The organism is Amycolatopsis sp. CFH S0740 (assembly GCF_004522315.1).
Lineage (GTDB): Bacteria > Actinomycetota > Actinomycetes > Mycobacteriales > Pseudonocardiaceae > Amycolatopsis > Amycolatopsis nivea.
Map to the genome: position 1 here is coordinate 407,265 of NZ_SDLS01000005.1, position 14,371 is coordinate 421,635.

14 protein-coding genes are annotated in these 14,371 nt (G+C 68.9%); 9 read left to right on the plus strand and 5 right to left on the minus strand.

What is annotated here, in order from left to right:
• Positions 1-80: 80 nt before the first annotated feature.
• The 3 genes from EIZ45_RS12300 (at position 81) to EIZ45_RS12310 (ending at position 3,269) form a co-directional block, all read left to right on the plus strand.
• A complete protein-coding gene (locus EIZ45_RS12300; protein WP_134664741.1) occupies positions 81-923 on the plus strand; it encodes an SDR family oxidoreductase in 843 nt (280 codons plus the stop codon).
• 12 nt (positions 924-935) lie between these two features.
• Positions 936-1,352, plus strand: coding sequence for a Dabb family protein (locus tag EIZ45_RS12305; RefSeq protein ID WP_134664739.1), 417 nt, complete (start codon positions 936-938; stop codon positions 1,350-1,352).
• 309 nt (positions 1,353-1,661) lie between these two features.
• On the plus strand, positions 1,662-3,269 hold the full coding sequence (locus EIZ45_RS12310; RefSeq protein ID WP_134664737.1) for an ABC-F family ATP-binding cassette domain-containing protein: 1,608 nt from the start codon (positions 1,662-1,664) through the stop codon (positions 3,267-3,269).
• On the opposite strand, the gene EIZ45_RS12315 is transcribed toward EIZ45_RS12310, so the two are convergent.
• Positions 3,253-4,548 carry an MFS transporter gene (locus EIZ45_RS12315; protein ID WP_134664735.1) on the minus strand — a complete coding sequence of 432 codons (1,296 nt, stop codon included), beginning with the start codon at positions 4,546-4,548 and terminating at the stop codon, positions 3,253-3,255. The two genes, EIZ45_RS12310 and EIZ45_RS12315, sit on opposite strands and share 17 nt — an antisense overlap.
• Positions 4,549-4,634: 86 nt before the next feature.
• Between EIZ45_RS12315 and EIZ45_RS12320 the strand changes: the two genes are divergently transcribed.
• Positions 4,635-4,991, plus strand: a complete 357-nt coding sequence (locus tag EIZ45_RS12320; RefSeq protein ID WP_037817963.1) for a helix-turn-helix domain-containing protein — start codon at positions 4,635-4,637, stop codon at positions 4,989-4,991.
• A gap of 21 nt (positions 4,992-5,012) precedes the next feature.
• A complete protein-coding gene (locus tag EIZ45_RS12325; RefSeq protein WP_134664733.1) occupies positions 5,013-5,885 on the plus strand; it encodes a cyclase family protein in 873 nt (290 codons plus the stop codon).
• Between the two features lie 51 nt (positions 5,886-5,936).
• On the opposite strand, the gene EIZ45_RS12330 is transcribed toward EIZ45_RS12325, so the two are convergent.
• Both EIZ45_RS12330 and EIZ45_RS12335 read right to left on the minus strand, forming a co-directional pair.
• Positions 5,937-9,926, minus strand: a complete 3,990-nt coding sequence (locus EIZ45_RS12330) for a trypsin-like peptidase domain-containing protein (RefSeq protein ID WP_134664731.1) — start codon at positions 9,924-9,926, stop codon at positions 5,937-5,939.
• Entirely contained in the window at positions 9,923-10,261 is a 339-nt protein-coding gene (locus EIZ45_RS12335; RefSeq protein WP_134664730.1) for a CU044_2847 family protein, read from the minus strand. Before EIZ45_RS12335 ends, EIZ45_RS12330 begins: the two co-directional genes overlap by 4 nt.
• Before the next feature lie 313 nt (positions 10,262-10,574).
• On the opposite strand from EIZ45_RS12335, the gene EIZ45_RS12340 reads away from it, so the two are divergent.
• From EIZ45_RS12340 to EIZ45_RS12350, 3 genes are all read left to right on the plus strand, one after another.
• On the plus strand, positions 10,575-11,174 hold the full coding sequence (locus EIZ45_RS12340; RefSeq protein WP_134664728.1) for an RNA polymerase sigma factor: 600 nt from the start codon (positions 10,575-10,577) through the stop codon (positions 11,172-11,174).
• Between the two features lie 21 nt (positions 11,175-11,195).
• Complete coding sequence (locus tag EIZ45_RS12345) at positions 11,196-11,576, plus strand: hypothetical protein (RefSeq protein WP_134664726.1); 381 nt, start codon at positions 11,196-11,198, stop codon at positions 11,574-11,576.
• Positions 11,577-11,961: 385 nt separating this feature from the next.
• Complete coding sequence (locus tag EIZ45_RS12350; protein WP_134664724.1) at positions 11,962-12,243, plus strand: hypothetical protein; 282 nt, start codon at positions 11,962-11,964, stop codon at positions 12,241-12,243.
• A gap of 8 nt (positions 12,244-12,251) precedes the next feature.
• On the opposite strand, the gene EIZ45_RS12355 is transcribed toward EIZ45_RS12350, so the two are convergent.
• Positions 12,252-13,166 carry a hypothetical protein gene (locus EIZ45_RS12355; RefSeq protein ID WP_134664722.1) on the minus strand — a complete coding sequence of 305 codons (915 nt, stop codon included), beginning with the start codon at positions 13,164-13,166 and terminating at the stop codon, positions 12,252-12,254.
• On the minus strand, positions 13,163-13,501 hold the full coding sequence (locus tag EIZ45_RS12360) for a PadR family transcriptional regulator (RefSeq protein WP_037817971.1): 339 nt from the start codon (positions 13,499-13,501) through the stop codon (positions 13,163-13,165). Before EIZ45_RS12360 ends, EIZ45_RS12355 begins: the two co-directional genes overlap by 4 nt.
• Before the next feature lie 89 nt (positions 13,502-13,590).
• Here EIZ45_RS12360 and EIZ45_RS12365 point away from each other — a divergent pair, with 89 nt between their 5' ends.
• Positions 13,591-14,307, plus strand: coding sequence for a TetR/AcrR family transcriptional regulator (locus EIZ45_RS12365; protein WP_134664720.1), 717 nt, complete (start codon positions 13,591-13,593; stop codon positions 14,305-14,307).
• Positions 14,308-14,371 lie beyond the last annotated feature (64 nt).

A 14,371-nucleotide genomic window follows, 5' to 3' on the forward strand; every position in this document is an offset into this window, starting at 1 on the left:
TAGGCGATTGTCACCGACGCGAGCGGCGGGGCGTCCGGGCGAAAGTGGGGACAGGCCACCGGAGGAAAGGAAGTTCCACAATGGACACCGTGCTCGTCACCGGCGCGACCGGGACCGTCGGGTCCGCGCTGATTCCCGCTTTGCAAGCCCGCGGCAGCGCTGTCCGCGCCATGACCAGGGGACGTCCCGTCGACGGCGTCGAGACCGTCGTCGCCGACCTGCGCGACCCGGCCTCGCTCGCGGTGGCGCTGAAGGGGGTCGACGCGGTCTTCCTCAACAGCCCCTCCGCCCCCGACGCCGCTGAGCTGCAGATTCAGTTCGCGAACCTCGCCCGTGACGCTGGCGTCAACCGGCTCGTGCTGCTCTCCCAGTACGCCGCCCGTGCCGATTCGCCGGTGCGTTTCCTGCGCTGGCACGCCGAGGTGGAGGCACACGTCGCGAAGCTCGGGCTCGACTACACCGTGCTCCGCCCCAACCTCTACCTGCAGGCGTTGCTCAACTTCTCCGCCACCATCGCGCAGGGCTTCATCGCCGCGCCCATCGGCGACGCGGCGGTGAGCGCCATCGACACCCGTGACATCTCAGCCGCCGCCGCTGCCGTACTGACCACTGACGGCCACTCCGGCCGCACCTACACCCTCACCGGTCCGCGCGCGGTGACCCACGCCGAGATCGCCGACGCGCTCTCCGCCGTCGCCGGGCGGGACATCGCCTTCCACGACGCATCCGCCGACCAGTTCGCCGCCGCGCTCAACGGTTTGCTCCCGTCGTGGCAGATCGGCGGTCTGGTCGAGGACTACGCCCACTACGCGCGCGGCGAGGCCGCCGAGGTGGACCCGGCCGTCGCCGACCTCACCGGGCGCCCCGCCCGTGATCTCACCGATTTCGCCCTCGACTACTCCGCCGCGTTCGCGGCCCTCTGAAAGGGAATTTCGATGATCTACCACAGCATTCGCTTCACGCTCAAGCCCGAGGTCACCGGGGCGGAGAAGACCGAACTCGCCGCGACGATGCGCGAGCTGTTCGACCGGATCCCGGCGGTGAAGGCGCGCGTCGTCGGCCCGGATTTCGGCGGGAAGTACGAACTGGGCGCCGTCCTGGTGATCGAGGACATCGCGGGGTACGCGGAGTACATGAACCATCCCGCGCACCTCGAACTGGACCGGGTGGGGCTGCCGCTGGTCGAGGAGTTCATGTCGTCCGACATCACCGACGACCCGGACCCGGAGACCGGCGCGAAGATCGCCGAGGTCCACCGGAGCCGGTTCGCGAACGTGCCGGACATCGCGGAGCTCATCTCCGGGCTCGCCGAGTACACCGGCAGCGCGGTGCCGGGGAAGCACGGCCACTGACGCCACGCAGGTACGTGAGGGGAACCCGGAGGGAAGCTGATTCCCGCAGGGTTTCCCTCACGCACCGCGGAGCGTGAGCCGCGTTAATTCGCTGGCGCGGGGCCCGGGCCGCTGGGTAAACTGTCGTCAGTTGTCGCCGTTCATCGGAGAGGTGCATTGATCTTCTGAGGTGTAAAGACACCGCGATCCCGGGCTCTTCCGCCCGTCGCGCGTCTGGCCTCGGATGACGGCACCCTGAAAACGCCTCCCCTGCCCGCGCCGCGGTGTCTCCACGTTCTTGTGTCCGCTTGCGAACGGGGAGTTACGCCTATGTCTTTTTCCATCGTGTGCTCGGAGCTCAGTTTCGCCTGGCCGGACGGCGAGGTCGTGTTCGACGGCTTCTCCGTCGCCATCGCTGAGGGCCGCACCGGATTGATCGGCCTGAACGGGTCCGGGAAATCCACCCTCCTGCGGCTGGTCGCCGGCGAACTGCAGCCAACCGCAGGCTCGATCAGTGTGTCCGGCGACCTCGGCTACCTGCCGCAAAACCTGATCCTCGCCGCCGAACGCCGCGTCGACGACGTGCTCGGCGTGGCGGAGGTCCGGTCCGCGCTCGCCGCGATCGAACGCGGGGATGCCGCCGAACGCCATTTCGCGACCGTCGGCGACCAGTGGGACGTCGAGGAACGCACCCGCGCGACGCTCGATCAGCTCGGCCTCTCGCACGTCGCCCTCGACGCGCGGGCGGGGGAACTGTCCGGCGGCGAGCTGACCCTGCTCGGGCTTGCCGCGCAGTTCCTGCGGCAGCCGGACGTGCTCGTGCTCGACGAACCGACCAACAACCTGGACCTGCGGGCCCGGCGGCTGGTCGGCGAGGCGGTCCGGGCGTGGAAAGGCGTGCTGGTGCTGGTATCCCACGATCGCGAGCTGCTGCGCCACATCGACCGGATCGGAGATCTGCGGTCCGGGGAGGTGACGTTCTATGGCGGCAATCTGGAGGATTACGAAGCTGCGGTGGCCATCCAGCAGGAGGCGGCTTCGCGGATGCTGCGGGCTGCGGAGTCGGATCTCAAACGGCAGCAGCGCGAGCTGATCGAGGCGCGGACGAAGCTGGACCGGCGGGCCCGGTACGGCCGGAAACAGTGGGAGAACAAGCGCGAGCCCAAAGTGCGGATGCGCAAACGGCAGGAGGACGCGGAAATCGCCGCGGGCAAGCACCGCACGATGCATCTCGACAAGGTGGCGGAGGCCAAGGACCGGGTGAAGGAAGCGGAGGAGGCGATCCGGGCCGACGACGAGATCCGGATCGATCTGCCGGAAACCTCGGTGCCGTCCGGGAAAGAAGTGCTCACTCTGTCCGATGTGGAGCTTCGGAACGGGCTCGCGGTGAACCTCGCCGTGCGCGGGCCGGAGCGGATCGCGCTGGTCGGGCCGAACGGTTCCGGCAAGACCACGTTGCTGCAGACGATCACCGGGGCGATCGAGCCGCGGTCGGGGACTGTCAAGCTGCCGGTGCCGGTGCGCTGGTTGCCGCAACGCCTCGATCTGCTCGACGACACGCTGTCAGCCGCGCAGAACGTGGCCCGGGCGGCGCCTTCCGCGTCGAACAACGAGATCCGCGCTCAGCTCGCACGGTTCCTGGTGCGCGGCAGCCGGGCGGATCAACCTGCCGGGAGCCTATCCGGAGGGGAGCGTTTCCGGGCCACGCTGGCGACGTTGCTGCTGGCGGAACCTGCGCCGCAACTGCTGTTGCTGGACGAGCCCACGAACAATCTGGATCTGGCCAGCGTTCGGCAGTTGTCGCAGGCGCTGAAGTCGTACGCGGGCGCGTTGATCGTGGTCAGCCACGATCTCCCGTTCCTGCGCACCATCGGGGCGACGAGGTGGGTGGAGCTCGGGTCCACAGTGGAGGACACGGTGGTCAGCGGATCGCGGTGAGGAGCGTGACTGCTCCCGCCGCGATCAGCGCGGCGGCGAATCCCGTTCCGCCGCCGAGATTGGCGATGGTGCTGAACACCGCGACCCCGCCGCCCGCGCCGATGGCGAAACCCACCTCCTGCGTCGCCCCGGCCGCGCCCGCGTGCTCGGCGGTCGCGGCCTCGAACAGCGCGGTGGTCGCCAAGGTGCCGATCGCGCCATAGCCGAACCCGACCAGCGCGACCGGAAACACCGTGTGACTCAACGGGATCGCGGCGAGCCCGACAGCTTGGATCACCAGCGCAATGGACGTGGACGTCCGGCTGCGCAGCCAGTTCACACTGAACGGTGCGACCAAGCCGCCGATCGCGGTGGCCACGGCTTGCGGAGCGAGCGCGAAACCTGCCTCGATCGGCGTTTGCCCTTGCGTGTGCTGGAGTTCGAGGCTGACGAGGTAGAGACAGGCCGCGGCGGTCGCAGCGGAAACGACGATCCGCGCGAACGCCGACGCGAAACCCGGTCGCAGGAACAGCCGGACCTGCAACAACGGTTGCCGAAGCCGAAGTTGCCTGCGCACGAACACCATCCCGGCAACCACGCCAGCCGCAATGAACACCATCCCGCGCAGTGGTGCGACGGTGATTTCCTGCAGCCCGTACACAATCCCGCCGATCGCCGCCACCGACCACAGCAGGCTCGGAATCTCCCACCCGGCAGCCGACTGCCCGACCGATTCGGGCAGCAACCACACCGCCAACGCGATCGTGAGCACCGCGAGCGGCACCAGCGCGAGGAAAACCCAGCGCCAGCCCGGCCCTTCCGTCAGCAATCCGCCGACGACCGGTCCCAGCGCGTTGCCCGCTCCCAGCACGGTGACCCACATCCCGTTGGCGAACGCGAGATCCCGCCCGGAAAAGAGCGACCCGATCGTGCCGACGACCCCGGCCAGAATCAACGCGCTGGCCACCCCGAGCAACCCGCGGCACACAATGAGCAACACCGGACTGGTAGCGGCCGCGGCCACCGCGTTCAACACCGCCAACGCGCTCACCCCGAGCAGCAGCACGCGTTTCCGCCCGTAGCGGTCGCCTGCCCGAGCCGCCCCGACCATCGCGACTGCCAGCGCGAGCGGGTACACGTCGACGATCCACGCCCGCGCCGACGCCGACACTTGCAGTTCGTCCGCGATCCGCGGCAGCGCCGTGTTGACCATGCCGAGGGCGAGACTCCCGCCGAGAATCCCAGCCAGCAACGGAATCAGCACGAGCCCGCGCCGCGGCTCCACCCGGGTCAACGCCATGCGACGATCCTGTCCGGACACCCCCGCGATCGACAAGTACGGACTTTGCCGTCCAGTACTGACCGAATGGATAGTGAGGAGGCCGGATGCGCCCGCAAACGGAAAAGGCCGTACGAGCGTGGCGAACGAGCTGCGCCGCCGAGATCACGACGATGGTGCTGGGCGGCGCGTGGAAGCCGAGCATCCTGCACGCACTGGCCGAACACGGCGTGCTGCGCTTCGGGGAACTCTCGCGCCTGCTGTCAGATCTCACCGACCGCGTCCTGACGCGCCAACTCCGCGAACTGGAAGCCGACGGTCTGCTTCGCCGCGTCGTGTACCCGCAGGTGCCGCCGAAGGTGGAATACAGCCTGACGGACCTGGGCGAGAACGCGCAGGAGGTGCTGAACGCAATGGCGGCGTGGGGCCGTTCCTACGCCTCGTACGCGGTCGAGCAGCAGTAGTTTCTCCGTACGATCACGACCATGAGCGAGCGGAACGACCTGCCGAGCAACTGGGGCCGCTGGGGCGCCGACGACGAACTCGGCACGCTGAACCTGATCACCGACGAGGTCCGCGAACGAGCCGCGCGCGAGGTGCGCACCGGCCGCTCGGTGTCCCTGGCGGTGCCGATCAAGCCGGCCCCGGTGCTGAGCGGTCCCTTCCCGCCGCGGACCGCCGAGGAATCGCCGGTCCAGCAGATGATGCTGTACACCGGAAGCCCCGCGATCGCGTACGCGGACGCCCTGACCGTGACGAACCACCACACGCTGTCCACGCATCTGGACGCGCTGGCGCACATCCCGCAGGACGGCCAGGTGTATCCGGGCCGCCCGGCGAACGAGAGCGTCACGATGGGCGGCGTTGTGCACGGCTCCACGACCGCGTTCGCCGAAGGCATCGTGACCAGGGGAATCCTGCTCGATTTCGGCGCCGACGGTCCGGTTCCCGCCGACCGCGCGCTCACCGCGCAGGACCTCGAGGCCGCGGAGGAACGGTTCAACGTCCACGTCGAACCGGGTGACGCCCTGGTCGCGCGGTTCGGCTGGGTGCAGACCCGGTACCGAGGCAACCCCATGCCCGGCATGAGCCTCGACGCGACGCGGTGGATGCACGACCGCGGGGTGTCTCTGTACGCCGGGGATCTCTCGGACGCCTACCCGCCGGTGTGCTCGCCTCCCGCGATGCACGGGGTCGCTCTCCCGCGGCTGGGGATGCCGTTGATCGACGCGGTGGACGCCGACGAACTGGCCGCGGTGTGCGCGGAGCTGGGGCGGTACAGCTTCCTGTTCGTCGCGGCTCCGCCCCGGATCCTCGGGCTGACGGGGGTGCCGGTCAATCCGGTCGCGGTGTTCTGAGCGGCTGTGCGGTGTCCTGACGGCCGGGGTTGAGTGGCTGGAAGGGCAGTCTTAGGCGCACGGACGGCTTTGCTCCGCACCTGCGGGCAGGAGGGTCTTCTCGGCCGGGGTGAAGTCCCGGTCGTTGATGCCGCACAGGTGCCGCATCCAGGCGGCGCCGTCGAGCGGGACCGACGGCCGCGGGCCCGGCCTGGTGTCGAGCACCAGGTTTCCGTTCTCGACGGCCCGGTTGAGCGATCCGTCGCCGAGTTGGATGTCGGTGACCAGCTTATGATCGGGCCAGTGCCACACCTGGAAGTCCAGGGTGGCTTCGCCGAACAGATAGTCGCCGTCGATGCCGTACAGGGTGTTCATCGACGCGGGCATCGTCGGCAGCATCCGGTTCGCGTTGAGGTCGAGCAGGACCACGCCGCTGACCACCCCGTTGACCATGGCCGCGAACGAGCCGGTGGGGTCGATGGCCGGGGCGCCCGGGAAGAAGTCCGAGTGGAACGTCTCGATCGCTTTCCGGCTCGGGAGATCCCACACCGCGGCCGTGTGCCCGCCGTAGACGAAGATCTGCCCGGGATGTCCTGGTCTCGCCTTCGCCTTGGCGACATCGGCTTGCGTGGTCAGCGGCAGCGGCGGCGCGGTCTGCTGCCCGGTGGCCGGATCCCAGAACGTGACCGTTTTCGCGTGCAGGACGACCACGCTCTGTCCTGGGACGGCGATGATCGTGCCGTCGTCGTTCGGGTCTGGGTCGCCGGGAAGCGGCGCTTCGTGTTCGAGGACGAGGTCGTCCGCCCGGTAGGTCCGCAGCGTGCCGTCCTCGCTGACGGCAAGGACGTGTTTTCCGCTCGGGTCAAAGGAAAGCGCGGTCGGCGCGGGCACTGAGACCTGCTTCAGCACCTGCTGATGCGCGTCCAGGAGGGCGAGTTCTCCGGCGTCGGTGCGGGCTGCCCAGCGCCGGCCGTCCGGCGACCGGGCGGACGGGTTCCACGAGGTGGCGTCGGCGGGTTTGGCGTCCGTCGTGGCCACGGTGCTGAGCTGCATCGACCCGTTCCGCACGGTCAGCGCGGTCAACCGGCCGTCCGCGGCGGGGAGGAGGACCGGGGCCGGCGAGGTGTGCGCGGTTGCCCAGTTGACCGTCACCGAGGGATCGGCGAACAAGTACCGCTTTCCGTCCGCCCAGTGCACGGCCTCGAGCGGTCCTGCTCCGGATTTGTTCAGCAATAGGAATTGCCCGGTGACGTCGAGGTCCATTCCGGAGCAGTCGACGCCGCTCGCCAGCTGTCCCGACCGGGTGCCGGAAACGTCCAGGAGGGTGACTGTTTCGCCGTCGCAGGCGGCGAACTTCCGGCCGTTGCCGACGAGAACGCCCTGGCCGAGCGAGCGGATCAGCGCGCCGGTCGCGGCGTCGCGCACCACTGCCTGGTTCTTGGCGTGGGGGTCGCTCGGCTGCTCGAACAGGACGACCTGGCGTCCGTCGTCGGTCGGGTACACCGTGTTCACCATGCCCGTCGCCAGGCTGGCTGGCAGCGGGGTCGAGGTCGCGCGGCGGGTCTGGAGATCCCAGACCTGGAGGAGCCGGGGCCGGGCAGTCTCGTTGGGCACTCCCACGAGGTACCGGCCGTTCGCGCTGAACGCCACGGACTCGAACGCTGTCGCGTCGCCGGCCCGGAGGACGACCGGCGGGGCGGAGCCGTCCAGGTCCCAGATCTTGACCCCGGGCTCGTTCCCGGACTCGGCGAGCAGCCTGCCGTCCGGGCTCAGTTCCAGGGACGAGGTCGGGTTGACGGCGAGTGCGCGCGACTGGGGCGCGGGTCCGGGCAGCCCTTGCCAGAGCGCGACCGGCGTTGTGGGATCGGCGGATTTGATGATCATGCGCTGACCGTCCGCAGTGGACACGATCCGGTCGGTCGCCGCGATGTGCCGCGGCGGAAGGATCCGGTCGATCCCCCGCCAATAGAGCTCCTGCTGCAGCAGCGCGCCATAAGCCTCGCTGCTGTGCGGGTTTTCCCGCCACGCCGCCTGTGCCATCTGCAACGCCGACGTGTCCTGCCCGTTCGCGTCGCGCAAGGATTCCTGAGCCAGCAGGATCGCGTTGGCGGTGTGCAGATTGTCGTTGATGGTCGCCTGATTGCGCAGTACCACGACGGTGAGCACGCTCGCGGCCAGTGCCAAGGTGAGTGCGACGGCGGTGACGATGCGCCAGCGCCGGATGCCGCGTCGTTCGGCGGCGTAGCTGCGTTCGATGTATTCCTTGTGCGGTACGGCGATATCCGACCCGCGCTGGGCGAGCCATTGCCGGGCGGTGGCGAGCGCCGCGCCGCGGAGCAGACCGCCGTGGTCCCGGTCGGACTGCTCCCACTGGTCGATGTCCTGCCGCAGGTCTGCTTGCCAGACCAGGAAATCCCGGTCTTCGGCGAGCCAGTCCCGCAATTGGGGCCAGTAGTCGATCAACGCCTGGTGGACGAGGTCCGCGCGCTGGTCGTCGTCGAGCACCACGAGGCGGCGGGCGGCGAGTTCGTGCGCGATGTCCCGCAGGTCCGGGCCGAGTTCGCCGAGCCGGACCGAACGCCGGGCGAATCCCGCGTCGCCGTCCGGTCTCGCGAGCTGCACGAGCAGCCTGCGCGCAGCGTCCTTTTCGGACGGACGAAGGGCTTCGAGCGCTTCGTCGGCGGCCTGGCCCAGCGCACCGGGCACCCGGCCGAGCTTTTCGTAAGCCGCGTGGGTGAGCCAGCCGCCGTGCCGTTGCTGCCAAAGCCGTTCCAGCACCAGGGAAACCAGCGGCAGCGTGCCGGGCTGGTCCATCGCATCGTCGAGGATGCGCGGCACCAGGCCGGATTCGAAGGCGAGACCGCCGACCTCGGCGGCCGGTCCGGTGATCGCCTCGGACAACTCGTCGCGGGACATCGGCTGCAGGAAGCGGACAGCCTTGTTGAGCCGGTCCGCGGTTTCGCGGGTGATGAGCGAGTCGAGGGACCGGGCGCGCAAGGTGAGCACGACCCGCAGCGGGGCCGGTTCGCCCGGTTCCCGTCGTTGCGACGCGATCATCCGGGTGAGCAGTTCGAGCAACCGGCGCGCGCCCTCGCGGTCCGCGACGACGATCTCCTCGAACTGGTCCACGAAGAGCACTGCGGCACCGTCGGAGGCGAGCGCGTTCGCCGCTGCCGCCGGGTCTTCGACCGGCTGCCCGATCGCGGCGGCGAACATGGCGACCGGTTCGGTCCCGGTGTCCGGGCGGATGTCGAGCACCCGCGCGCCCGCGGCGCGGAGGCGGGGCAGCAGACCGGCGCGGACCAGCGACGACTTGCCCGAACCGGACGGACCGGCCACGACGACGAGGTCTTGCCGGGCGGCTTGCTCGGTCAGCTCGGCCAGTTCGGCGTCGCGGCCGTGGAACAGCGCGGCGTCTCGTTCTTCGAGAGGTTTCAGTCCCCGGTAAGGGTTTTCCGCCGCGACGGTCCAGGTGTCGCCGAGCGCGGTGGTGGGGATGAGGTGCGCGGTGGTGTCGTGGCGGTTGGCCCGGGTGACGACCATGCCGACGACGCCGTTCGCGTCGTCGTCCCACACCGGCGCGCCGCTGAACCCGGGCTCGATGCGCCACTGCCGCGCGTCGGTCTCGATCTGGATCCGGCCGGTGCCCTGCGCGCCGAGCAGCCTGCCCTCGATCCAGATGCCGGCGTCCTGGTCGAACGGGAACCCGAACGTGCGGAACGAATGCCCGCGGACGTCGTCGGTGATCCGCGAAGGAGCGGGCAGCGCGCCGGACGGGGCGGGCTCTTCCAGTTGAAGCACCGCGACGTCGCCCGCTCCGTCGCCGCTGTCCGGCTGCCAGTCGACCACGCGCGCGGGAATCGGAGAACCCGTTGCCAGCAGGGGAAACTCGACCTGCACGAGCCCGTCCGGGCACTCGGTGTCCCCGAGTTCGCCGAGCGCCGCGGCCACCACGTGCGCACACGTGGCGACCCGGCCGGGAGCCACCAGGAACCCGGCCCCGGCGACCCCGGCCGCCCCGCTGATCCGGACGACGGCCGCGGCGAGCGGATCAGCGCTCATGACGACGGCGCGGTCCACTCCATGCTGACCGTGAAATTCGCTTCGCCCGCGGTTTTGGCGATCGCCAGGTTCGCCTCGCCGGTGACCTTGATGCCGAACTGCAGGCTGATCTTGGACGGCCGCTGCTCCATCGCCCGGAACTCGGCGAGCACGGCCTCGGCCGCGGGCCGGATCCGCTGGAGCGCCTCCTGGACCGACTCGGACGCCTGCTCGATCGACGGACCCCGGCCGACCGGCTGGTTCCCCCTGGCGGCCCGGCTCACGCCGTCATCGGCATCGGTTTCGAAAAGAATGGCGTCGCCGCCGCCGACCGGCATGCTGACCCACTGCGTCATGGCCTCGGTACCCCTTCGGACCCGCGATCGCTTCGTGCCGGTCAGTCAATCACAACGGCCGGGGCGGGGAGGGCGGAATCGCGGAATCCGGTGCCTGGCATCGCCCCGCGCGTGCGCTCACGACAGTGCTCTCACTCCGGACCATTCGCGAGAAGGGCTTGCGCTTGGTGACTCGCGAGGTCACCCGATCGGACGCGGGGCTCGGAGGTGAAGATCGCCGGGTCCCGGACGTTAGGGAGTCGAGGAGCTCATTGCCTCCCCGCCCGTCACCCGGGCGGGTGGGCCAGTTCCGCGAGTGAGGAGTTCGCCGGTGATGAGTTGTGCCGGTGGTGAGCCTGGAGAATTCCCGTGCCACGGGTCTCCGGGGGTCTGGTCGTGCCGTCCGTCCGCCCTGTGCGGCGGCAAGAGCGACCGGACGAGGGTCCGCGAAGCGTTCGATGCGTTCATTGACGAGGCCTATGACGCAGCACTGGCTGCTGCGAAGAGGTTCACGGAAGAGGACACGGCACTCGCGCAGGACCTGGTTCAGGACGCGTTCGTCAAGATGTGGTCGATCGTCCTGACCGGGACCGCGGAAGTGACGTGGAGCATCGGGTTCGCGGTGACGGTGGTCAGGAATCTGTTTCTCGACCATCGGCGGCGCCAGGTTCGGGAGCGCAAGCTGATCGCCCGGGCGGCGCGGCCGGAGGCCGCGATGCTGGATCCGGACCAGCGGACTATCGATCGTGCTGTGGTGCTGGAGTTTCTCCGGCGCCTCCCCGACCGGCACCGGGAGATTTTCTTCCTGAGCGAGGTCGGCGGCTTCAAGGCGGCGGAAGTCGCCGAATTGCTGAAGCTGGCTCCGGGCACGGTCAGCAATTACCTGTCGAGCGCCAGGAAGCAGTTGCGGATGCTGGCATCCGGCCTGGCATGAAGGAAGAGAAGGGGTGATGCTGTGGGCGTAGGCTTCGGCTACGACCACGTTGACGCCCCGGCTCGGCAAGATCAGCTGGCAAAGAACGCGCACCTGCGCAGCATTCGCGCCGCACTGGATTCAGCGGATTCGAATGCCGCGCAGGTGCGCGGCGCCGGCGGGACGGCCTTCCCGGGCGATCCCGCCGGCGCTTGCTCGCTTGATCAAGGCAGATGGCCTTACGCCGAACTGGCCTGCTCCTTGCGGGAGGCCGGCAGAGGACGAGGCGATGCGGCCCGCCGAGTCGCGGAGTTGCTGGAACTGTTGGAACTACCCGAGGACGCGGCCGTGTGGTGGCACCGTGCTGCCGAGTCCGGAGACCGGGACGCGGCGATGTATGTCGCTGCTCTCGACGCTTCCTAACTCGCTGATCGGGTCCGCGTAGCGGACAGCGCAAGGCTCCTCGTGTCCGAGAAACGGAACTGCCTATGCCGGGTGTACGGCGGTTCCTCGCCAGGAAAGGAAAAAATGATAGCCCGTTCGGAATCAGTAGTGCTGCTGCTGCGGGTATCAGCAGCATTGGCACTGTTGACGGTTGCTGTGACGAGGGCGGGGGGCCTCGCCTCGGTATTCCGGCGGATCGCCGTCGACATATCGTGTTGATGTCGTCGGCATGACAGGTGCGGCCCCCGGGAGTCGGAGACTCCGGGGGGCCGCATCCGCCGCACAGGTCTGGCTGAAATGAGATCGGCGGTTCCCCATTCGTTCGGTAGCTGTCAAAGGCACCGACCCCGGAGGAGTCCCGACTATGCCGACCGAGCGCCGTATCGCAGAGGAGAGGGACGGCCGGCCGACGCACAACTGGGCGAGCACGGTCGACGGCTGGGTACGTGATCCGGCGATCCGGCGGCACGCATTGCTCGCCCTTGCGATGGCGCTGGTGACGGCTCTGGTCGCGGTCGGCATCATTACTGGCGTGGCAGGCCAGTTCGCCGCCGTGCTCCTGCGCCATCATCTTGTTCTCTGGCTGGGCGGCGCTGGTGTTGGCGGCGCTGGGTGGTGGATCCGCCGTACTCGCCGGGCCAGGTGAGCGCTGGTTCAGTTCCGGTTCGGGCGGGAATTCCGGTCGAAACGATGAAGCAGGACGCCGAATCCGAAGGTGACGACTACCGGTGTGGCGTAAAGGACGAGCGGCAGAACCGCGTAAACGTCCAGGTATCCGAGCAACCGCGCCACGACCGGTACCACGACAAGCGGCGCAAGAAGGACCAAAGCGGCACGACGCCCGCTTCGGGTGCGGAGGCGGCAAGCGGCGAAGACACCGACCACGAGCACCACCAGTTGCACCAATTGGGCGAGCGGCAGATGCATTCCGCGAGCGGTTGTCGTGAGCGCAAGCAGCACAACGACCGTGCCGACGAGGATGGACAGTCGCAAGCGGCCCAGTAAAGCCAAGCCATGGCGCGGCCCCGGGGACGCAGTCATCGCGAGGGCCGCGAAAACGCTGAGCAGCACCCAGCCCGCAGTCACGTCCACCGACCAATGCCGGGCCGGGTCGAGGATTGTGACAGTGATCAAGGCGGCATTAGCCACCCACGCGAGGATCACCGAGGCGCGACGCATGCCCCACACGCCGAGCGCGACGGCGGCCAGCCAAGCCGACCACACCGGGACGTCGGCGAGCGCTCCCAGCCACATCCGCAGCGGCCACCCGTCCAGCCGGGCCACGCTCCGGATCTCGCGCACGGTGGAGGCGGCTCCGGTCAGCAACAGCACCGGTGCCAGCAGGCTGACTATCGCCAACGTGTCCCGCCGGGAGTGTCCGCGCAAAGCATGTCGCCAGTGGACCTGGACGGCGCCCCAGACGAGGTCAACCGTTTCGGCAACCCCTGGCGTGCTTCGGTTTTCGGCACCGTCGAGCAGTACTCCCAGCATTTCTTCGCCGTGCGCGGCTCGGTGCGCGCGCGGGTACAAAGCCAGCAGGCACCGGTAGCGTCGCTCCAAGTCGCTCACGCCAGTCCTCCTGCGCTGCGGAGCTGAAGCCGTTGTTCGGCAGCAGTCGTGTGACGTTGCCGTCGCTGGACTTCCGCGGCCAGCCGCGCGGCGCCCGGTTCGGTCAGGCGGTAGTAGCGGCGCAGCCTGCTGTCCACGACTTCCTCGCGATCCACTTCCACCCAGCCCTCCGCGTGAAGCCGGTCCAGTGCGGCGTACAACGTGCCAGCCCGCAGCTTGACCTGGCCGTCGGAGATCGTTTCGACATCGCGCAGCACGCCGTAGCCATGCTGCGGCTGGGCGGCTAGCGCGGTGAGGACCAGGAAGGTCGGCTCGCGCAGGGCTGAGTCGCTCATGACGCGAGCATATACCGATGATCTGCATATGGCGAGCAGGTCAGGCGAACAGTGTTCGGCGAACGAACGCTCCGGGATAAGGTGCACCCGTGGACCCCAAGGAACGGCGCGCGGCACGGCATCAGCCACCGAAACCCGGAACCAGCACGAAACCCCGGCGGCGCACGGTGCCGATCACTGTCGAGCAGGTTGTCGACGCCGCGTTGGAGATCATCGCCACCGAGGGGTACGAGGCGTTGTCCATGCGCCGTGTGGCCGACGCGCTGAACACCGGTCCCGCCTCGCTTTACGCGCACGTCGTCAACAAGACCGACCTCGACGAGCTGCTCATCGCGCGGCTGTGCACGAGAATTGTCCTGCCGGAGCCGGACGCCGCGAACTGGCGTGAGCAGATCCGCGACGTGTGCGTCCAGCTGCGCGATCTCTACCTGGCCTATCCCGGGATCTCCGGTGCTGCGTTCGCGGTGGCACCCACCGACCTCGACACCGCGCGGCTCAATGAAGGGATGCTGGCGATCCTTCTGAACGGGGGCGTCCCAGCGCAGGCCGCGGCGTGGGGCGTGGATTCCCTGCTGCTCTACGTGGCCGCCTACTGCCTCGAGACCTCGATCGTGCGCCGGCGGGTGGCGGAGAAGGACGCCGTGTGGGTCGTCGGACGGGACGAGATGCAGCGGCGGCTCGCTTCGCTGCCCGCGGAGGATTTTCCTTACACCGCAAGCCATGCCGTCGAGTTGACGGCGGGTGAGGGCCATGACCGGTTCGACTTCACGCTCGAAGTGATGATCGACGGTTTGGCGCGTCGCTAGGCGATTGGTCGCGGGCCGGGTTTGTCGTCCGTGAAGACATCCCTGGGTTTTGTTTGTCAAGCGG

Excerpts from the sequence above, each read along its gene's own strand:
- EIZ45_RS12300 (WP_134664741.1), top strand. The coding sequence starts at position 81 with ATGGACACCGTGCTCGTCACCGGCGCGACCGGGACCGTCGGGTCCGCG.
- EIZ45_RS12305 (WP_134664739.1), top strand. The coding sequence starts at position 936 with ATGATCTACCACAGCATTCGCTTCACGCTCAAGCCCGAGGTCACCGGG.
- EIZ45_RS12310 (WP_134664737.1), top strand. The coding sequence starts at position 1,662 with ATGTCTTTTTCCATCGTGTGCTCGGAGCTCAGTTTCGCCTGGCCGGAC.
- EIZ45_RS12315 (WP_134664735.1), bottom strand. The coding sequence starts at position 4,548 with ATGGCGTTGACCCGGGTGGAGCCGCGGCGCGGGCTCGTGCTGATTCCG.
- EIZ45_RS12320 (WP_037817963.1), top strand. The coding sequence starts at position 4,635 with ATGCGCCCGCAAACGGAAAAGGCCGTACGAGCGTGGCGAACGAGCTGC.
- EIZ45_RS12325 (WP_134664733.1), top strand. The coding sequence starts at position 5,013 with ATGAGCGAGCGGAACGACCTGCCGAGCAACTGGGGCCGCTGGGGCGCC.
- EIZ45_RS12330 (WP_134664731.1), bottom strand. The coding sequence starts at position 9,926 with ATGAGCGCTGATCCGCTCGCCGCGGCCGTCGTCCGGATCAGCGGGGCG.
- EIZ45_RS12335 (WP_134664730.1), bottom strand. The coding sequence starts at position 10,261 with ATGACGCAGTGGGTCAGCATGCCGGTCGGCGGCGGCGACGCCATTCTT.
- EIZ45_RS12340 (WP_134664728.1), top strand. The coding sequence starts at position 10,575 with ATGAGTTGTGCCGGTGGTGAGCCTGGAGAATTCCCGTGCCACGGGTCT.
- EIZ45_RS12350 (WP_134664724.1), top strand. The coding sequence starts at position 11,962 with ATGCCGACCGAGCGCCGTATCGCAGAGGAGAGGGACGGCCGGCCGACG.
- EIZ45_RS12360 (WP_037817971.1), bottom strand. The coding sequence starts at position 13,501 with ATGAGCGACTCAGCCCTGCGCGAGCCGACCTTCCTGGTCCTCACCGCG.